Here is a 15,044-nt window from a genome sequence, read left to right as displayed (position 1 = left end):
GCGACGCGCAATAGTCGGCTGGGTACCGTTATTTCGCACCATCTGCTGGCTGCGGCATGCCATAGTCGGCTGGGGCCGCTATTGCGCACCATCTGCTCGCAGCGACGCGCAATAGTCGGTTGGGTACCGTTATTTTGCTCCATCCGCTCGATGCGGCATGCAATAGTCGGTTGGGTACCGTTATTTTGCTCCATCCGCTCGATGCGGCATGCAATAGTCGGTTGGGTACCGCTATTTCGCCCCATCTGCTCGCCGCTGCACGCCATAGTCCGTTTCACGTTTCACGCCACTATTGCGCCTCCCCTAGACACATTAAAAAAAGCCGCAAGCATCACGTATCCCGTGACGCTTGCGGCTTCTTCGCGCGCAGCAGCCGGTTCACCGTCTCGCGGCGAAGGCCGAGCAGCTGGCCGATCTCTTCTTGCGTGAGCAGGTCGCCGAGCGGCGCGTCCTGCACGTACGCGCCGAACCATTCCTGCAGCCGGGCCAGCTTCTCCGCCGGCTCCAGCGCGGTCAATTGGTCGATGCGGTGCTGCATCATCCGCAGCTTCGCCTGAAGGAGGAGCGCCGCCTCCCGGTAACGGGCCGGGTCGCGCTCCATCCCGCCGTACCACTCGTCCGCCGGGATCGCCGTCACCTCGCAGGTCGTCAGCGCGATGGCGGTGCCGTGATATTCTTTGGGGCTGATCAGCGAATGGTGGGGGATGACTTCGCCGGGCGTGAGTATGTTGAAGATGAACGCGCCGCCGTCCGGGTGGAGGCGCACCACTTTGAGCAGGCCGCTCTCGATCCGAAACAGCGGCCCTTCCTCGCCTTGCCGGAACAGCGATTCGCCTTTGTTAAGCCGCATTCATGCTCGCCCCGATCCTGTTAGTCAAATAAACCTTTTACAAAGTTGAATACATCCGCGGTGAACGGCAGAATGCCGAAGCCGTGCTCGCCAATGGCCACGCCGCCGTAGGCGGTTTCGCCGACCGCCACCGCCCCGAGCACCTGCTTGCCGATAGCAACCGCCCCCAGGGCCTGCTCCCCGATCGCGACCGCGCCCATCGCGTATTTCCCGATCGCGACCGCCCCTGCCGCCAACTCGCCGATGGCGACCGCGCCGCCCGCCAAGCTCGAGACGGCGACCGCGCCGAGACCTAGCACCCAGCCGAGCGCCACCGCGCCGAAGGCAAGCACGCCGACGCTGACGCCGCCCAGAGCGATCAGTCCAACGGCGACGTCGCCGATCGCAATCAGCCCGACCGCCACCTTGCGCCGGCCGCCCCGCATGCCGCCCAGCCGGATCCGCACGATGGGGAATCCGGTCGCCGGCCACTGATAATCGATTTCCTGCCCGTCGTTCCAAGGTCCGCCATACCGCTTGAACCTGCTCAAACGCCCCCACTGAAACATGCGCGCGCCACCCTCTCGCAAATAACGTTTACTCGTATTGTAATCCTTAAGCGCCGGACAGCCAATCATCCCCGGCACCGATTTTCGCCTCGGTCTTCAGACGGAGAACTCTCAACGCCAATTAAAATCAATATAAAACAACAAAACAAAATAAAACACACAATCTTAATATGAGGTTTACGCTCGTTTTACACTTCTCCCCTACACTGAGGTTGTACAACCAAGAAATAATCGACAAATCACAACGCAACCCACAAACAACGTTGGTTGGGCAACCGCCGGAGCCGGCTGCGCGGCACGTTCCGGTCAAGCCCCGTCCGTTTCGAAACTCAATTACTTCAAAGGAGGTCGCAAGCGCGCATATGGAATCCCTCACGCTTGAAGGCATACACAAACGGTTTGGCGCGTTCGAAGCGCTCAAGGACGTCGCGCTGACGATTCCCAAAGGCAAGTTCACCTGTCTGCTCGGCCCGAGCGGCTGCGGCAAAACGACGATGCTGCGCATTATCGCGGGGCTCGAGCAGCCCGACCGCGGCGCCGTCCGGCTCGGCGGCCGGGATCTTACCCCGCTCCCGCCGGCGAAGCGCAATTTCGGCATCGTATTCCAATCGTACGCGCTGTTCCCGAATTTGACCGCCGGCGCGAACATCGCCTACGGGCTGAAAGGCAAGCTGCCTCGCGCCCAAATCAAAGCCAAGGTGCGCGAGATGCTGGACCTGGTCGGCCTGCCGGACATTCAAGACCGCTACCCGGCCCAGCTCTCGGGCGGCCAGCAGCAGCGGGTCGCGCTCGCGCGGGCGGTGGCGCTCTCTCCGGAGGTGCTGCTGCTCGACGAGCCGCTCTCCGCGCTCGACGCGAAGGTGCGCGTCCACCTGCGCGAGCAGCTGTGCCTGCTGCAGGAGCGGCTCGGCATCACGACCGTCATGGTCACGCACGACCAGGAGGAAGCGCTGACGATGGCCGACCACGTCGTCGTCATGGACCAAGGGCGTATCGCGCAGACGGGAACGCCGGAGGACATCTATGAGCGGCCCCGCACGCCGTTCGTCGCCGACTTCATCGGCGCGATCAACTTCATTCCCGATGGCGGCGCGGCCGGCGGCGTGCAAGCGGTGCGGCCGGAGCAGATTAAGCCGCTCGGCCCGCTCGAGGCGCCGGAGACCGGCTGCGCCGTGCTCGCCGGCACGGTGGCGCACGCCGAATTCCGCGGCGCGTATTACCGGGTCAGCCTGCTGCCCGAGCACGCATCCGCGGATGCGGCGCCGGTGCTGGTCGACGTGCCCGCCCAGCTCGCTCGCCGGCTGAACTTGACGCGCAGCGCGCCGCTTCGGCTGCAGCTGCCGCCCGGCGAGTCCCTCCGCTACCCGGCCGAGGCGCTGGACGCGCAAAGGAGGCGGTCCTCCTGATGCCGGATTTCGAAGCCGCCGCTTACCAGCCGTCCGGCACCGCGGCCGCGGCCGTACCGCGCCGGCGACGCCGGTGGGGACGCGCCGAATGGCTGCAGGCGATGCTGCTCCTCCTGCTGCTGCTCGGCATGACGGTGCTGGTCGCGCTGCCGCTCGCCTCGCTGTTCCGCCAGGCGTTCCTGACGCCGGAGGGCGAATTCGCCGGCCTGTCCTATTTCCGGGCGTATCTCGAATCGCCGGCCTTGCTGCAATCGCTGGGCAATACGGTATTCATCTCGTTCATGACGACCGTCATCGCCGTGCCGCTCGCCTTCCTGCTGGCCTACGCGCTGACGCGCACGGACATTCGGGGCAAATCCGTCTACAAAGCGATGGCGCTGCTCCCGCTGTTCGCGCCGACCATGATGCACGGCATCGGACTCGTCTACTTGTTCGGGAATCAGGGCGCGATCTCCACCGGCTTGTTCGGGTGGCTGCCGTTCGAGCTGCGCATTCCGCTGTACGGCAAGGTCGGCATCATCATGGCGGAGGTCATCTACACGTTCCCGCAGGCGTTCCTCATCTTGTCGGCCGCGCTCGCCATTAGCGATTACCGGTTGTACGAGGCATCGGAGACGCTCGGGGCGGGCAAGCTTCGCCAGCTGCTGACGGTGACGCTGCCTTCGGTCAAATACGGGCTTATCAGCGCCATTATCGTCTGCGCGACGCTCAGCTTCACCGACTTCGGCGCGCCGAAGGTCGTCGGCGGCCCATACAACGTGCTGGCGACCGACATGTTCAAGCAGGTCATCGGCCAGCAGAACATGGCGCTCGGCGCCGTCGTCAGCATCGTCCTGTCGCTGCCCGCCGTCGCGGCGTTCATCATCGACCGCATCGCGTCGCGCAAGCAGCAGGCGTACGTCACCTCGCGCTCCACGCCGTATGCCGTTCGGCCGGGGCGGCTGCGCAACGCGCTCGCCCATTCGTACGCCTCGCTGATCGCGCTGGCCATGCTGCTGCTGCTCGGCGCGGTCGTCATGGCGTCGCTCGTGAAGGCGTGGCCGTACAATCTTACGCTCACGTTGGCCAAATACGAGTTCGCGGACGCGGCGGCAGGCGGGCTTACCCCGTTCTGGAACAGCGTTCGGATGGCGGCCTGGACCGCGCTCGCCGGCACGTTCATCACGTTCGCCGCCGCTTACATGATCGAGAACATCCGGATTCTGCGCGCGATTCGCCAAGCCAGCTACTTCCTGGCGATCGTGCCGCTGGCGCTGCCGGGGCTGGCCATCGGTCTCGCGTACATCTTCTTCTTCAACGACCCGGCGAATCCGCTGCACGCCCTGTACGGCACGATGGCCGTGCTCGTGCTGGCCAACGTCGCGCACTTCTACTCGGTGCCGTTCATGACGGCCACGACGTCGCTCAAGATGATGGACAAGGAATTCGCGCACGTCTCCGCGTCGCTGAACGTTTCGTGGCCGCGTTTCTTCGTCCGCATCGCCCTGCCGCTATCGCTGCCGGCGATTCTCGAGATGCTGGTGTACTTCTTCGTGAACGCCATGGTCACCGTATCGGCCGTCATTTTCCTATACGGGGCCGACCTGAAGCTCGCCTCCGTCGCCATCGTCGGCATGGACGACGCCGGAGACACGGCCAAAGCCGCCGCCATGTCGGTGCTCATCGTCGCCGCGAACTTGCTGGCGCGGCTAGCCTACGAGGCCGTCTCCGCGCTGCTGCGCAAGCGGACCTCGGGGTGGCGCAGCCGCTAGACGGCCGCCTTCCGGACCTGCCTGCGGGCCAACTGCTTGCTCGACATCACAACATTTATAAGGCATTCCCATACTCAATCCCTAGGAGGAACTCACTATGATTCAAGCCGTCATGTTAGATTGGGCCGGCACGATGGTCGACTACGGAAGCTTCGCGCCGGTCGCCGCGTTCCGCAAACTGTTCGAGGAGCGCGGCGTCGCCGTCTCCGACGCGGACATCCGCAAGCCGATGGGCCGGATGAAAATCGACCACCTGCGCGATATTTGCGCCCAGCCGGCGGTGCGCGAAGCCTGGACCGGCCGATACGGCGCGCCGGCGAGCGAAGCCGACGTGCAAGAGCTGTACGCCGCCTTCGAACCGGCGCTGCTGTCGATCGTCCGCGATTTCGCCGAGCCGGTGCCGGGCGCGCTCGCCCTGGTCGACCGTCTGCGGGCCGCGGGCATTAAGATCGGCACGACGACCGGCTATACCCGGCCGATGATGGACCTTCTGATGCCCGAGGCGGCGCGGCGCGGCTATGCGCCGGACTCGTCCGTCACGCCGGACGAGACGCCGGGCGGCGGCCGCCCGCATCCGTGGATGCTGCTGCGCAATGCCGAAGCGCTCGGCGTCTATCCGATGCACGCGGTCGTCAAATGCGGCGACACGGAAGCCGACATGCAGGAAGGCCGCGCGGCGGGCGTCTGGACCGTCGGCGTCGTCTTCGGCGGCAACGAGCTCGGCTTGTCGCAAGCGCAGACCGAAGCGCTGGACGCCCTTGAACGCGAGCGGTTGTTCAACGACATCGCGGCACGGCTGACGGCTGCTGGCGCGCACTACATTATTCGCGAGATCGGCGAACTCGACCGCTTGTTCCCGGCCATCGAAGCCCGCTTGGCAAAGGGGGAACGTCCATGAGCCAGCAGCCTGCCTCCGCGGCCGTCCGCCAAGATGACGCGGCCTTGTCCGTCCAGAATCCGTACCTGCTGCTCACGCCCGGCCCGCTTAGCACGACCGCGTCCGTGAAGGGCGCCATGCTCCGCGACTGGTGCACGTGGGATAAAGAATACAACGCGCTCGTGCAGTCGATACGCAGCCGTCTTACGGCGCTCGCCGCCCCGTCCGATCCGTCTCGCTATACGACGGTGCTCATGCAGGGCAGCGGCACGTTCAGCGTCGAAGCGACGATCGGCACGGCGCTTCCGCGTCAAGGCGGCAAGCTCGCCGTGCTGACAAACGGCGCATACGGCGACCGCATCGTCCAGATCGCCGAACGCCTCGGCATCGACCATGCCGCCGTCGCGTTCGGCGAGGTGGCGCAGGCCGACCCGCGCGCGCTCGACGCGGCGCTGTCCGCCGATCCGTCCATTACGCACGTCGCGCTCGTCCACTGCGAGACGACGACGGGCATCCTCAACCCGCTCGAGGAGATTGCCGCCGTCGTCAAGCGCCATGGCCGCGTCTTCATCGTCGACGCGATGAGCAGCTTCGGCGGCGTGCCGCTCGACATGGCGGCGCTCGATATCGACTGGCTCATCAGCAGCAGCAACAAATGCATCCAGGGCGTGCCCGGCTTCGGCTTCGTCCTCGTCAAGCGCGACGTCATCGAGGCATGCGGCGACAACGCCCGCTCGCTGTCGCTCGACCTGTACGACCAATGGCTCACGATGGAGCAGCAGGGCGGCAAATGGCGCTACACCTCGCCGACGCACGTCGTCCGCGCGTTCGATCAGGCGCTGATCGAGCTCGAGGAAGAGGGAGGCATCGAAGCGCGCCACCGCCGTTATACGGATAACCAGCGCGCGCTCGCCGCGGGCATGGCGCAGGCCGGCTTCGCGCCGCTCCTGCCCGCCTCGTGGCAGTCGCCGATCATTACGGCGTTCCGCTATCCGGAACAGGGCGAAGTCGAATTCGACTTCGCCTCCTTCTACGGCGACTTAAAGTCCGAAGGGTTCGTTATCTACCCGGGCAAAATTTCGGCCGCCGACACGTTCCGGATCGGCAGCATCGGCGACGTGCAGCCAGGCGACATGGTTCGACTGACAGAGGCGGTGCAGCGCCGAATGGCCGAAGCCGGCCGCGCGTAGGCACCGGCCGCACGCCGTTACCGCTTCCGAAATGACAACCGCATACCATTTTCCGAGAGGGGCTTAACGATCCATGAAAGTGTTCTGTCTAGGCGGCGCGGGCCGCATCTGCCGCGAAGCGGTGCTCGATCTGGTTCAACATTCCGAATTCGAACGCATTACGATCGGCGATTATAACGTGGAAGAGGCGCAGCGCGTCGCGGACGAGCTGAACGATCCCCGCGTCGACGTCGTGCGGGTGAACGTGCGCGATCATGAGGCGACCGTCGCCCAGCTGCGCGGCTACGATATCGTCATGGACGGCACGACCATCACGCTGAACGGCCTGTCCACCGCCTGCATCGCCGAAGCCGGCTGCCACGGCATCAACTTGAACGGCTTCGGCGACGAGGACCGCAGCCAGGACGGCTTCGTCCGCAATGGACGCACCTGTCTGCCGGGCTTCGGCATGACGCCGGGCGTCACGCAAATGATGGCGATGCACGCGGCCAATCAGCTGGACGAGGTGCACGAAGTGCGCGTCAGCCACGGCTCCTACCGCCCCATCGCCTTCTCGAAGTCTATTGCCGAGACGACGACCTATGAATACGATCCGGAGCTGCCGGGCCGCGTCGTGTACGAGAACGGCGCTTTCATTCAAGTACCGCCGTTCGCCCGTCCCCGCGAGATCGAGCTGCCCGAGCCGTACGGCACGGCGGTCCAATACATCATTCCGCATGCCGAGACGCGGACGCTTGCCGCAGCGCTTGAGGCCAAGGGCGTGCGCCTGATCGAGGTGCGCGGCACGTGGCCGCAGCAGAACATGCGCTTGGTGCGCGCCCTCTACGAATACGGCTTCATGCGGAATGACAAAATCACCATCGGCGACACGGAGATCGGCATCATGGACGCGATCGGCGCCTACCTATGCGACGCGCCGGAAGGCAGCGCGACCGAGCTGTACGGCTACGCGCTCCACGTCGAGGTGACCGGCATCGCCGACGGCCGCCTCATGCGCCACACGCTGACCCATACGCATCCGAGCTCGGACGGCTCGGTCCTCGGCTGGGAAGGACTGCGGGCGTATACCCGCAACGTCGGCATTCCTCTCGCCATCGCGACCGAGCTGATCGCCAAGGGCGAGACGCTGCGCGCGAACCGTCCGGGCATCGCGACGCCGGAGGAGGCGTTCGAGCCGCGGGTTATTTTCGAAGCGCTGCGCAAGCGGGATATTCAAATCCACGAGACGATCGAGTCGCTGTAGACGCCTGCCCATTAATTGAAATAGGAGCGAGAAGCCATGTCCTTAGCGGGAGAAGAACGCAAACAAATTATTTTGAACATGCTGCAGCTGCAGGGCAAGGTGCGCACGCCGGAGCTCGTCGCCACGTTGGAGGTGTCCTCCGAGACGGTGCGCCGTTATCTAGAGGAGCTCGAGAGCGAGTCGAAGCTGAAGCGCGTCTACGGCGGCGCGGTCAAAATCAACGTCGAACGCGAGGAGCCGGCCTACGTCCAGCGCGAAGTGCTGCAGGCGGAGGAGAAACGGCGCATCGGCCACGCGGCCGCGTCGCTCATCCAGGACCGGGAGACGATCGTGCTCGACGACGGCACCACGACGCTCAAGATGATCGACACCCTCGTCATGCGCAAAGGACTGACCGTGCTCGTGACGAGCGTCCATACGCTCAATCTGCTGATCGGCTACCGCAACCGCGGCGTGTTCGACGGGGACGTCGTGCTAATCGGCGGGCGCGTCAACACGAAGCATTACCGCACCTCCGGTTCGCTCGCCATTCACTTCATGAGCCATTTTCACGTGGACAAAGCCTTCCTCGTCGCCGACGGCCTGCAGATCGACGGAGGCGTCACCGCCTACGAGGACGAGCGCGCCATGCTATCCCGCACGTTCATGAAGCATGCCAAGCAGTCGATCGTGCTCGCCGACCATACCAAGATCGGCACGAACCATTACTGCCGCATCGCCGGCCTCGAAGAGGTGGACATCGTCGTCAGCGACGTCGCCCCGCCGAAAGAATGGCATGCCCGGCTGGAAGAGAAGGACATCCACTGGATGGTTGCTCCCCCGCTGATATCACAATGAATTACAACCATAACACAAAAGAACACAATTTATTTACGTGCATTTTACCTTGGTTTAAAGAACCAACTTTATAGTAGGAATTGTGAGGAATAACAATTCATGGGGAGCGAAACCAATGAAAAAACGTGGTTTGACCGCGCTGCTGCTGCTGATCGTCCTGATCGCGCTGACTGCTTGCGGAAGCACGGCCAATAACGCCGGCAACAACGGGAACGAAGGAAGCACGGCAGCCGGCGAGACGAACGGCGCGGCGAGCGGCACCGACGGCGCCAATGCCGGCGTCGATACGCAGAGCAAGGAGCTGACGATTTACACCGCGCTCGAGGATGATCAGATCGAGGCTTACCTGGCGACTTGGAAAGCCCAGCATCCGGACGTGAAGCTGAACATCGTGCGCGATTCGACCGGCATCATCACGGCGAAACTGCTCGCGGAGAAGGACAACCCGCAAGCCGACGTCGTCTGGGGCACGGCCGCGACGAGCTTGCTCGTCCTGGATCAGAACGGCATGATCGAGCCGTATTCGCCGAAGGGCATCGAGCGCGTGAACGCGTCGTTCAAGGACAGCGCGGATCCGGCGCACTGGGTCGGCATCGACGCTTGGGAGACGGCGATCGCGGTCAATACGGTCGAGCTGGAGAAGAAAGGAATCGCGATTCCGCAATCGTACGAGGATCTGCTGAAGCCGGAGTATAAAGGGCTCATCACCATGCCGAATCCCGCTTCTTCCGGCACGGGCTTCCTGACCGTGTCGGGTCTGGTGCAGCTGAAAGGCGCCGATGCGGCGTGGGCGTACTTGGACAAGCTGCATGCGAATATCGGCATGTACACCCATTCCGGCTCCAAACCGGCCAAGATGGCGGGCACGGGCGAATACCCGATCGGCATCTCGTTCGGCTACCGCGCCATCAAGGAGAAGAGCGGCGGCTCGCCGGTCGAAGCCGTGTTCCCGACCGAAGGCTCCGGCTGGGACGTGGAGGCGAACGCGCTCGTGAAGAAGGACGCGATCAAGCAGGTCGCCAAGGACTTCCTCGACTGGGCGATCACCGACGACGCGATGAAGGAATACAACAAGAACTACGCGATCGTCGCGGTCGGCGGCGAAGGCGCGGCGATCCCCGAAGGCTACACGAAAAACCCGCTGGACCAGCTGATCAAATACGATCTGCAGCAGGCGGCGAAAGACCGCGACGCGATTCTCGCCGAGTGGACGAAGCGTTACGACGGCAAGAGCGAGCCGAAATCGTAAGGTTCGGGCGCATAATACGCATAGGCAACGGCCGCCGGCGCGGGAATCGCGCCGGCGGTCTTTGACTGTGGGGGCGATTGCGGTCGAGTGCCGCGCCGGGAAGTACTTACGGGCCGAGGCGCCCCGCCCGGCCATGCACGCCTCCGCGGCCGCCTACATACCATGGGATAGCAAAACGAATCCCAATGTAACGGCGGTGCTGACGTGTATTATTATCATTCCTCTTACTTGTATCATCCCTATGGCCAGCCTTATCCCGCTGCCCCTTCCGCCGCGCTCCATCCGGCCGGCTTACGGGCATTCCCCCCGGTCGACACGAAGATATTCGAAGCCTCGGTCGGCAGCTTCTCCAAGCTGATGAGCGACGGCTCCCTGCTGCTGAAGAAGCTCAGCGATCACGGGTTCGCGCACCAATTGATGAGCGCCTCGCAAGAAGGCAAGCAAGAGACCGTGGACACCATGCTGAAGGGCGTCGGTTCCGACACGCCCATCCATACGTCCTACACGCCGACCGGGGTCACGTTCACGCTCGAGGCCGACGACTGTTCGCTGCGCATGACGCTGCGCTGGGGCATATAACTGCCGCCAAACGCAAACAGACACTTCCCGCTGCCCGCGAGAGTGTCTGTTCGTCGTCGTTCTTATTACTTAGAAGCGAATCACGCGGATGTCGTCGCCTGCGCGGACAAGCCCTACGGGATCTCCTCCAAGTAATTGGTTGGCGGCGCATCCGCGAATGCGCCGCCGCGTGCCGATTCCGGCTTGTCTGCTTCGCTCCCTTGCCTCCGTCCGCAAGCCAATCAAGCCTCCGACCGCCAAGACCGGCCGGTCGGAAGCTCGTTTATTGCCGCGTTCGTAATTACGCCTTATCCCACGATACGTTGGTCGCCCCCGCCCCCGCATAGGCGGATTCGTTGACGTCGTACATCGATTTCGGCAGCATGAGCGGCCACTTCGCATAGAGCGGGTTGCCCGTCACGCGTTCGCCGGCCGCGATGACGACGATGTCGCCGTCCGGGCTGCCGACGACCGCGCCGTCTTCGATGACCGCGCCTTCGCCGATGATCGCGCGGGTAATTCGCGCCTGCCGCCCGATACGAACCCCTGGCATGACGATGCCCTCTCGAACTTCCGTGCCGCGGCCGATCGCCACCCCCCCGAATACGACGGAGCGCTCCAGATCGCCCTCGACGGAGCTGCCTTCATGAACGTAGGACGTCAACACATCCGCATGCGGACTTACATACGAACGGAAGGCCGGCTTGCGTTCGCGCGTGGCGACCGGCCATGCTTCGCAGGAGGCGTCCAGCGTGCCGTCGAGAATATCCATATGCGCTTCCCACAGACTCTCGACCGTGCCGACGTCGCGCCAGTAGCCTTCGAACGCGTACGCCTCCAAATGTTCGCCGGCCTGCAGCATGCGCGGAATGATGTCTTTGCCGAAATCGTGGCTCGACCGCTCGTCCTCGCAATCCGTAAGCAGCACCTCGCGCAGATCGGCCCAGCGGAAGATGTAAATGCCCATCGAGGCGAGGTTGCTCTGCGCCTTGGCCGGCTTTTCCACGAAGGAGGTGATCCGTCCCTTGCCATCCGCGTTCATGATGCCGAACCGGCTTGTCTCTTTCCACGGCACGCGCTTCACCGCGATGGTCGCCGCCGCGCCGGACGTCTTGTGCGCCTCCAGCAGCTCACGGTAATCCATGTGGTAGATGTGGTCGCCGGAGAGCACGATGACATGCTCCGGCGCCTTGGCGTCGATAAAGTCGATGTTCTGGCAGATCGCGTCCGCCGTGCCCGCGTACCCTTCGCGGCCGATGCGAGACGATGGCAGCAGCGCAATATCCGTCTCGCGTCCGTCGTCCGTATGGCGCCAGGAGGAGCCGTCCCCGATGTGGGCATGAAGCGATTCTGCTTTATATTGGGTCAGCACTCCGATCGTCGATATTCCCGAGTTCACGCAGTTGCTGAGCGTATAGTCGATAATGCGGCACCGCCCGCCGAAAGGGACGGCAGGTTTGGCCAGATGCGTCGTCAGCGGAGCCAGTCTGCGGCCCTCGCCTCCGGCTAGAAGCATAGCGATGCATTCGTTCGTGTTCATGTTACGGTTCCTCCCGACGTATTTGGTATAACGTTTATACACCTCCCCCCATGGCTTGAAACCCGCGCCGCGCTTATAAAAAAATAATGTCGCCGCCCCCCGCCGATGCTGATTCAGCCGCCTGAAAAAGTGGTAAATGGAACGATTTGGCGATTTCCCCGCGACTCGCAACCACAGCTTCCGCACGACAAAAAAGGAGGCCCCGGCTGATCCAGCCAGGTCCTCCTTTCGCCGCTATCAGGGGTTACCGCTTCATCGCGCCCTCCCTACAGCCGCCAATGCTGTAAAGTTAAGTAAAAACGTCCAATGAAGCCGATTAGGCCCTATAGTTGACAGACTTAAGTCATAGGACGGACTTCAAAACCTACTGAAGCTTTGTCCGTGAGGACAAAAGCGTGCCCTGCTCAAGCCCACCCGCCGACCGCGAACAAGTGCGCCAGCACGAAAAAGGGAGTACAGAGGGCAAAGCCCTTTGGTTCCCCTCAGCGGAGGGGGAAGGGGGAGGGAGCAATAAAAGTCGGGTCAAAAGGGCGGAGCCCTCTTAACCTGACAGCATTCCTACAGCCGCGCGTCGCGCCGCTTACAGCTTGCGCATCATAATCCGGTACCCGTACGGGTCCAGCTTGATCGTCTGCACGCCTTCCTCGACCGGGACGCGTTCGCCGGTCAGCGCGTCTTCCCAGTCGTCGGTCTCCAGCGGGTGCTCCATATGCGTCTCCTCAGGCGTGTTGTTCATCCAGATGATGAAATGCTCGCCTTCGCCGAGCCGCTCGTAGATGACGCGCGAGTCGCCGCCGTCGGCCTTCAGGAAGCGGAAGCGCCCGCTGCGCAGCACCGGATGGGACTTGCGCAGGTCGATCAGCAGCTTGTAGAAATCATGCAGGTCGCGGTCCTGCCGCTCCTCCTCCCACTCCATGCACTGCCGGCAGTCCGGGTCGCCGCCGCCCTTCAGTCCGACCTCGTCGCCATAGAAGATGCACGGCGTGCCGATGTACGTCAGCAAGTATACGACGGCCAGCTTTAATCGGCGTTTATCCTCGCCGACGCGCGTCAGCACCCGCGGCGTATCGTGGCTCGAGAGCAGGTTGAAGATGACCTCGTTCGTCTGCTGGGGATACCGCATGAGCAGGTTATTCATCTGTTCGGCGAACGCGCGCCCGTCGAACGCGTCTTCGGCGAAGAAGCCGAGCACTTTGTCCGCGAACGGATAGTTCATGACCGAGTCGAATTGATCGCCGAGCAGCCACGGCCGGGATTCGCTCCACACCTCGCCGATGATGTAGGCGTCCGGCTTGAGCTCCTTCACGGTCTTGCGGAAATCCCGCCAGAAATGGTGGTCGATCTCGTTGGCCACGTCCAGCCGCCAGCCGTCGATATCGGCCTCCCGAATCCATGTCGCCGCGACGTCCAGCAGGTACGCCTTGACCTCGGGGTTCGCGGTATTCAGCTTCGGCATGTTGCCGTAGAAGCCGAACGTATCGTAGGTCGGCACGCCGTCGCGCACCTCGGGCGGGAATTCGCGAATGTGGAACCAGTTCGCATACTTCGATTGCTCGCCCTTCCGCAGCACGTCCTGGAAAGGCGGGAACTGCTCGCTCGTATGGTTGAACACCGCGTCCAGCACGACCCGGATGCCCCGATCGTGGCACTCGCGCACCAGCTTCTTCAACATCGCCGTATCGCCGAAATGCGGATCAACCTTCATGTAGTTCACCGTATCGTACTTGTGGTTGGACGGCGCCTCGAAGATCGGCGTCAGGTAGACCGCGGTCACGCCAAGGTCGGTCAGATGGTCGAGACGCTCCAGAATGCCCTGCAGATCCCCGCCGAAGAAGCTCTCCCGCGTCGGCTCTCCGCCCCAATCGCATACGCCATCCGGGCTAATCGACGGGTCGCCGATCTCGAACCGGTCCGGCATGATCTGGTAGAACACCGCCTCCTTCGCCCACTCCGGCGCCGTGAAAATATCGATCTCGTGTATGTACGGAAATTCGTAATACCCGCCCGGCGGCTCCGGTTGATCCGGTCCGATGCCGGATTCGGTCATGAATACCGTCTCGTCGCCGGCCCGCATGCGGAACCCGTAGGAGAACCGTTTGTACTTGGGCTTGACCGCCGCTTCCCAATAGTCGAAAAAATGGTCGTAAGCGATTTTCTCCATCGGCACGTCCTCGTGACAGCCTTCCCAATCGTACTTGTCGCCGGTGACGGCCGTGACTTCTTCGACGTCGTCGCGCTTCGTCTGGACGCGCAGATGAATCGTATCCTTGTCGTAAGCATACGCCCAGTTGCTCCGCGGCGAATGATGAAAGCACTCCCATTGCATGCGCATCTCTCCTCTGCGTGATGAACGACCGCTTCGCCCCTTGCGCAAGCGCCGCGCGGCAAGCCAGCCGCGCCGGTTAGCCGGGCAATGGACAAGCGGTCCATTTTAGTACACTCTTACACCCTCGCCCGGCGGCGTGAATCGGGTGCGCGACAACATGCGGGACAACGCCGGATTCAGGGCACGGGCTTGTTTCAAATCGCAGGCAGCCGGGTATATGACAATAGGTCCACAAGCGGCGGCGATAGCATCGAAGCAGATGGTTATCCCGCACCAACAAACCATACGAGTAAGCGGAGGGATGGACGATGCAGCACACACCGAGCGTTCAAATCGTTACGACGGCGATGGATGCCTTGCACGCGGTCCGGGATCTGAACCGCCGTGGCTTCCGTCAGGACAACATTTACGTGATGGCCCACGATCGGGACGAGACCAAGACGCTGGCCGACGCCACCGACGCGAACGAGATCGGCATGGCCGAGGAAGGCGCGTTCACGTCCATGGCGAACGTATTCCGCTCCAGAGGCGACGAGATCCGCGCCAAGCTTCAAGCGATCGGCATACCCGAGTCGGAGGCCGAGCGTTATGAAGAAGAGCTCGACCAAGGCCGACTGCTGGTTATCACGAACGTACAATAAACGGATCTACCATAGTGCGAACGGTCGC

At 63.1% G+C, this 15,044-nt stretch carries 13 protein-coding genes; 9 read left to right on the top strand and 4 right to left on the bottom strand.

From position 1 onward, the window contains the following. Window positions 1-331: 331 nt before the first annotated feature. The gene (locus BCM02_RS12745; protein WP_148929476.1) at window positions 332-850 is read right to left on the bottom strand and encodes a Crp/Fnr family transcriptional regulator; all 519 of its coding nucleotides are present in this window, start codon (window positions 848-850) and stop codon (window positions 332-334) included. 20 nt (window positions 851-870) lie between these two features. Continuing rightward, window positions 871-1,398, bottom strand: coding sequence for a hypothetical protein (locus BCM02_RS12740; protein ID WP_148929475.1), 528 nt, complete (start codon window positions 1,396-1,398; stop codon window positions 871-873). Between the two features lie 362 nt (window positions 1,399-1,760). Here BCM02_RS12740 and BCM02_RS12735 point away from each other — a divergent pair, with 362 nt between their 5' ends. From BCM02_RS12735 to BCM02_RS12700, 8 genes are all read left to right on the top strand, one after another. Further along, window positions 1,761-2,804, top strand: a complete 1,044-nt coding sequence (locus tag BCM02_RS12735; RefSeq protein WP_148929474.1) for an ABC transporter ATP-binding protein — start codon at window positions 1,761-1,763, stop codon at window positions 2,802-2,804. A 101-nt stretch (window positions 2,805-2,905) separates the two neighbouring features. After that, window positions 2,906-4,555: a putative 2-aminoethylphosphonate ABC transporter permease subunit gene (locus tag BCM02_RS12730; RefSeq protein ID WP_246183368.1), complete on the top strand. Its 1,650-nt coding sequence runs from the start codon at window positions 2,906-2,908 to the stop codon at window positions 4,553-4,555. A gap of 97 nt (window positions 4,556-4,652) precedes the next feature. Further along, window positions 4,653-5,453, top strand: a complete 801-nt coding sequence (phnX, locus tag BCM02_RS12725; protein ID WP_148929472.1) for a phosphonoacetaldehyde hydrolase — start codon at window positions 4,653-4,655, stop codon at window positions 5,451-5,453. Then, a complete protein-coding gene (gene phnW / locus BCM02_RS12720) occupies window positions 5,450-6,622 on the top strand; it encodes a 2-aminoethylphosphonate--pyruvate transaminase (RefSeq protein ID WP_148929471.1) in 1,173 nt (390 codons plus the stop codon). The genes phnX and phnW overlap by 4 nt, the downstream gene beginning before the upstream one ends. A 73-nt stretch (window positions 6,623-6,695) precedes the next feature. After that, window positions 6,696-7,865 (top strand): saccharopine dehydrogenase family protein, encoded by a 1,170-nt coding sequence (locus BCM02_RS12715; RefSeq protein ID WP_148929470.1) that lies wholly within the window; start codon window positions 6,696-6,698, stop codon window positions 7,863-7,865. A 36-nt stretch (window positions 7,866-7,901) separates the two neighbouring features. Next, entirely contained in the window at window positions 7,902-8,702 is an 801-nt protein-coding gene (locus BCM02_RS12710; RefSeq protein WP_148929469.1) for a DeoR/GlpR family DNA-binding transcription regulator, read from the top strand. Window positions 8,703-8,817: 115 nt separating this feature from the next. Then, window positions 8,818-9,951: a putative 2-aminoethylphosphonate ABC transporter substrate-binding protein gene (locus tag BCM02_RS12705; protein ID WP_148929468.1), complete on the top strand. Its 1,134-nt coding sequence runs from the start codon at window positions 8,818-8,820 to the stop codon at window positions 9,949-9,951. Between the two features lie 204 nt (window positions 9,952-10,155). Then, the gene (locus BCM02_RS12700; protein WP_148929467.1) at window positions 10,156-10,530 is read left to right on the top strand and encodes a YuzC family spore coat inner layer protein; all 375 of its coding nucleotides are present in this window, start codon (window positions 10,156-10,158) and stop codon (window positions 10,528-10,530) included. Between the two features lie 280 nt (window positions 10,531-10,810). On the opposite strand, the gene BCM02_RS12695 is transcribed toward BCM02_RS12700, so the two are convergent. Both BCM02_RS12695 and BCM02_RS12690 read right to left on the bottom strand, forming a co-directional pair. Then, on the bottom strand, window positions 10,811-12,049 hold the full coding sequence (locus tag BCM02_RS12695; protein WP_148929466.1) for a sugar phosphate nucleotidyltransferase: 1,239 nt from the start codon (window positions 12,047-12,049) through the stop codon (window positions 10,811-10,813). Window positions 12,050-12,629: 580 nt separating this feature from the next. Beyond that, a complete protein-coding gene (locus tag BCM02_RS12690; protein WP_148929465.1) occupies window positions 12,630-14,375 on the bottom strand; it encodes an alpha-glycosidase in 1,746 nt (581 codons plus the stop codon). 308 nt (window positions 14,376-14,683) lie between these two features. Here BCM02_RS12690 and BCM02_RS12685 point away from each other — a divergent pair, with 308 nt between their 5' ends. Further along, window positions 14,684-15,016, top strand: coding sequence for a YflT domain-containing protein (locus BCM02_RS12685; RefSeq protein WP_148929464.1), 333 nt, complete (start codon window positions 14,684-14,686; stop codon window positions 15,014-15,016). Window positions 15,017-15,044: the final 28 nt, after the last annotated feature.

The sequence above is a fragment of the Paenibacillus methanolicus genome (genome assembly GCF_008124765.1).
GTDB lineage: Bacteria > Bacillota > Bacilli > Paenibacillales > Paenibacillaceae > Paenibacillus_Z > Paenibacillus_Z methanolicus.
Note: the sequence above shows the minus strand (reverse complement) of the source record. Positions and strands in the feature narration are given on the sequence as shown.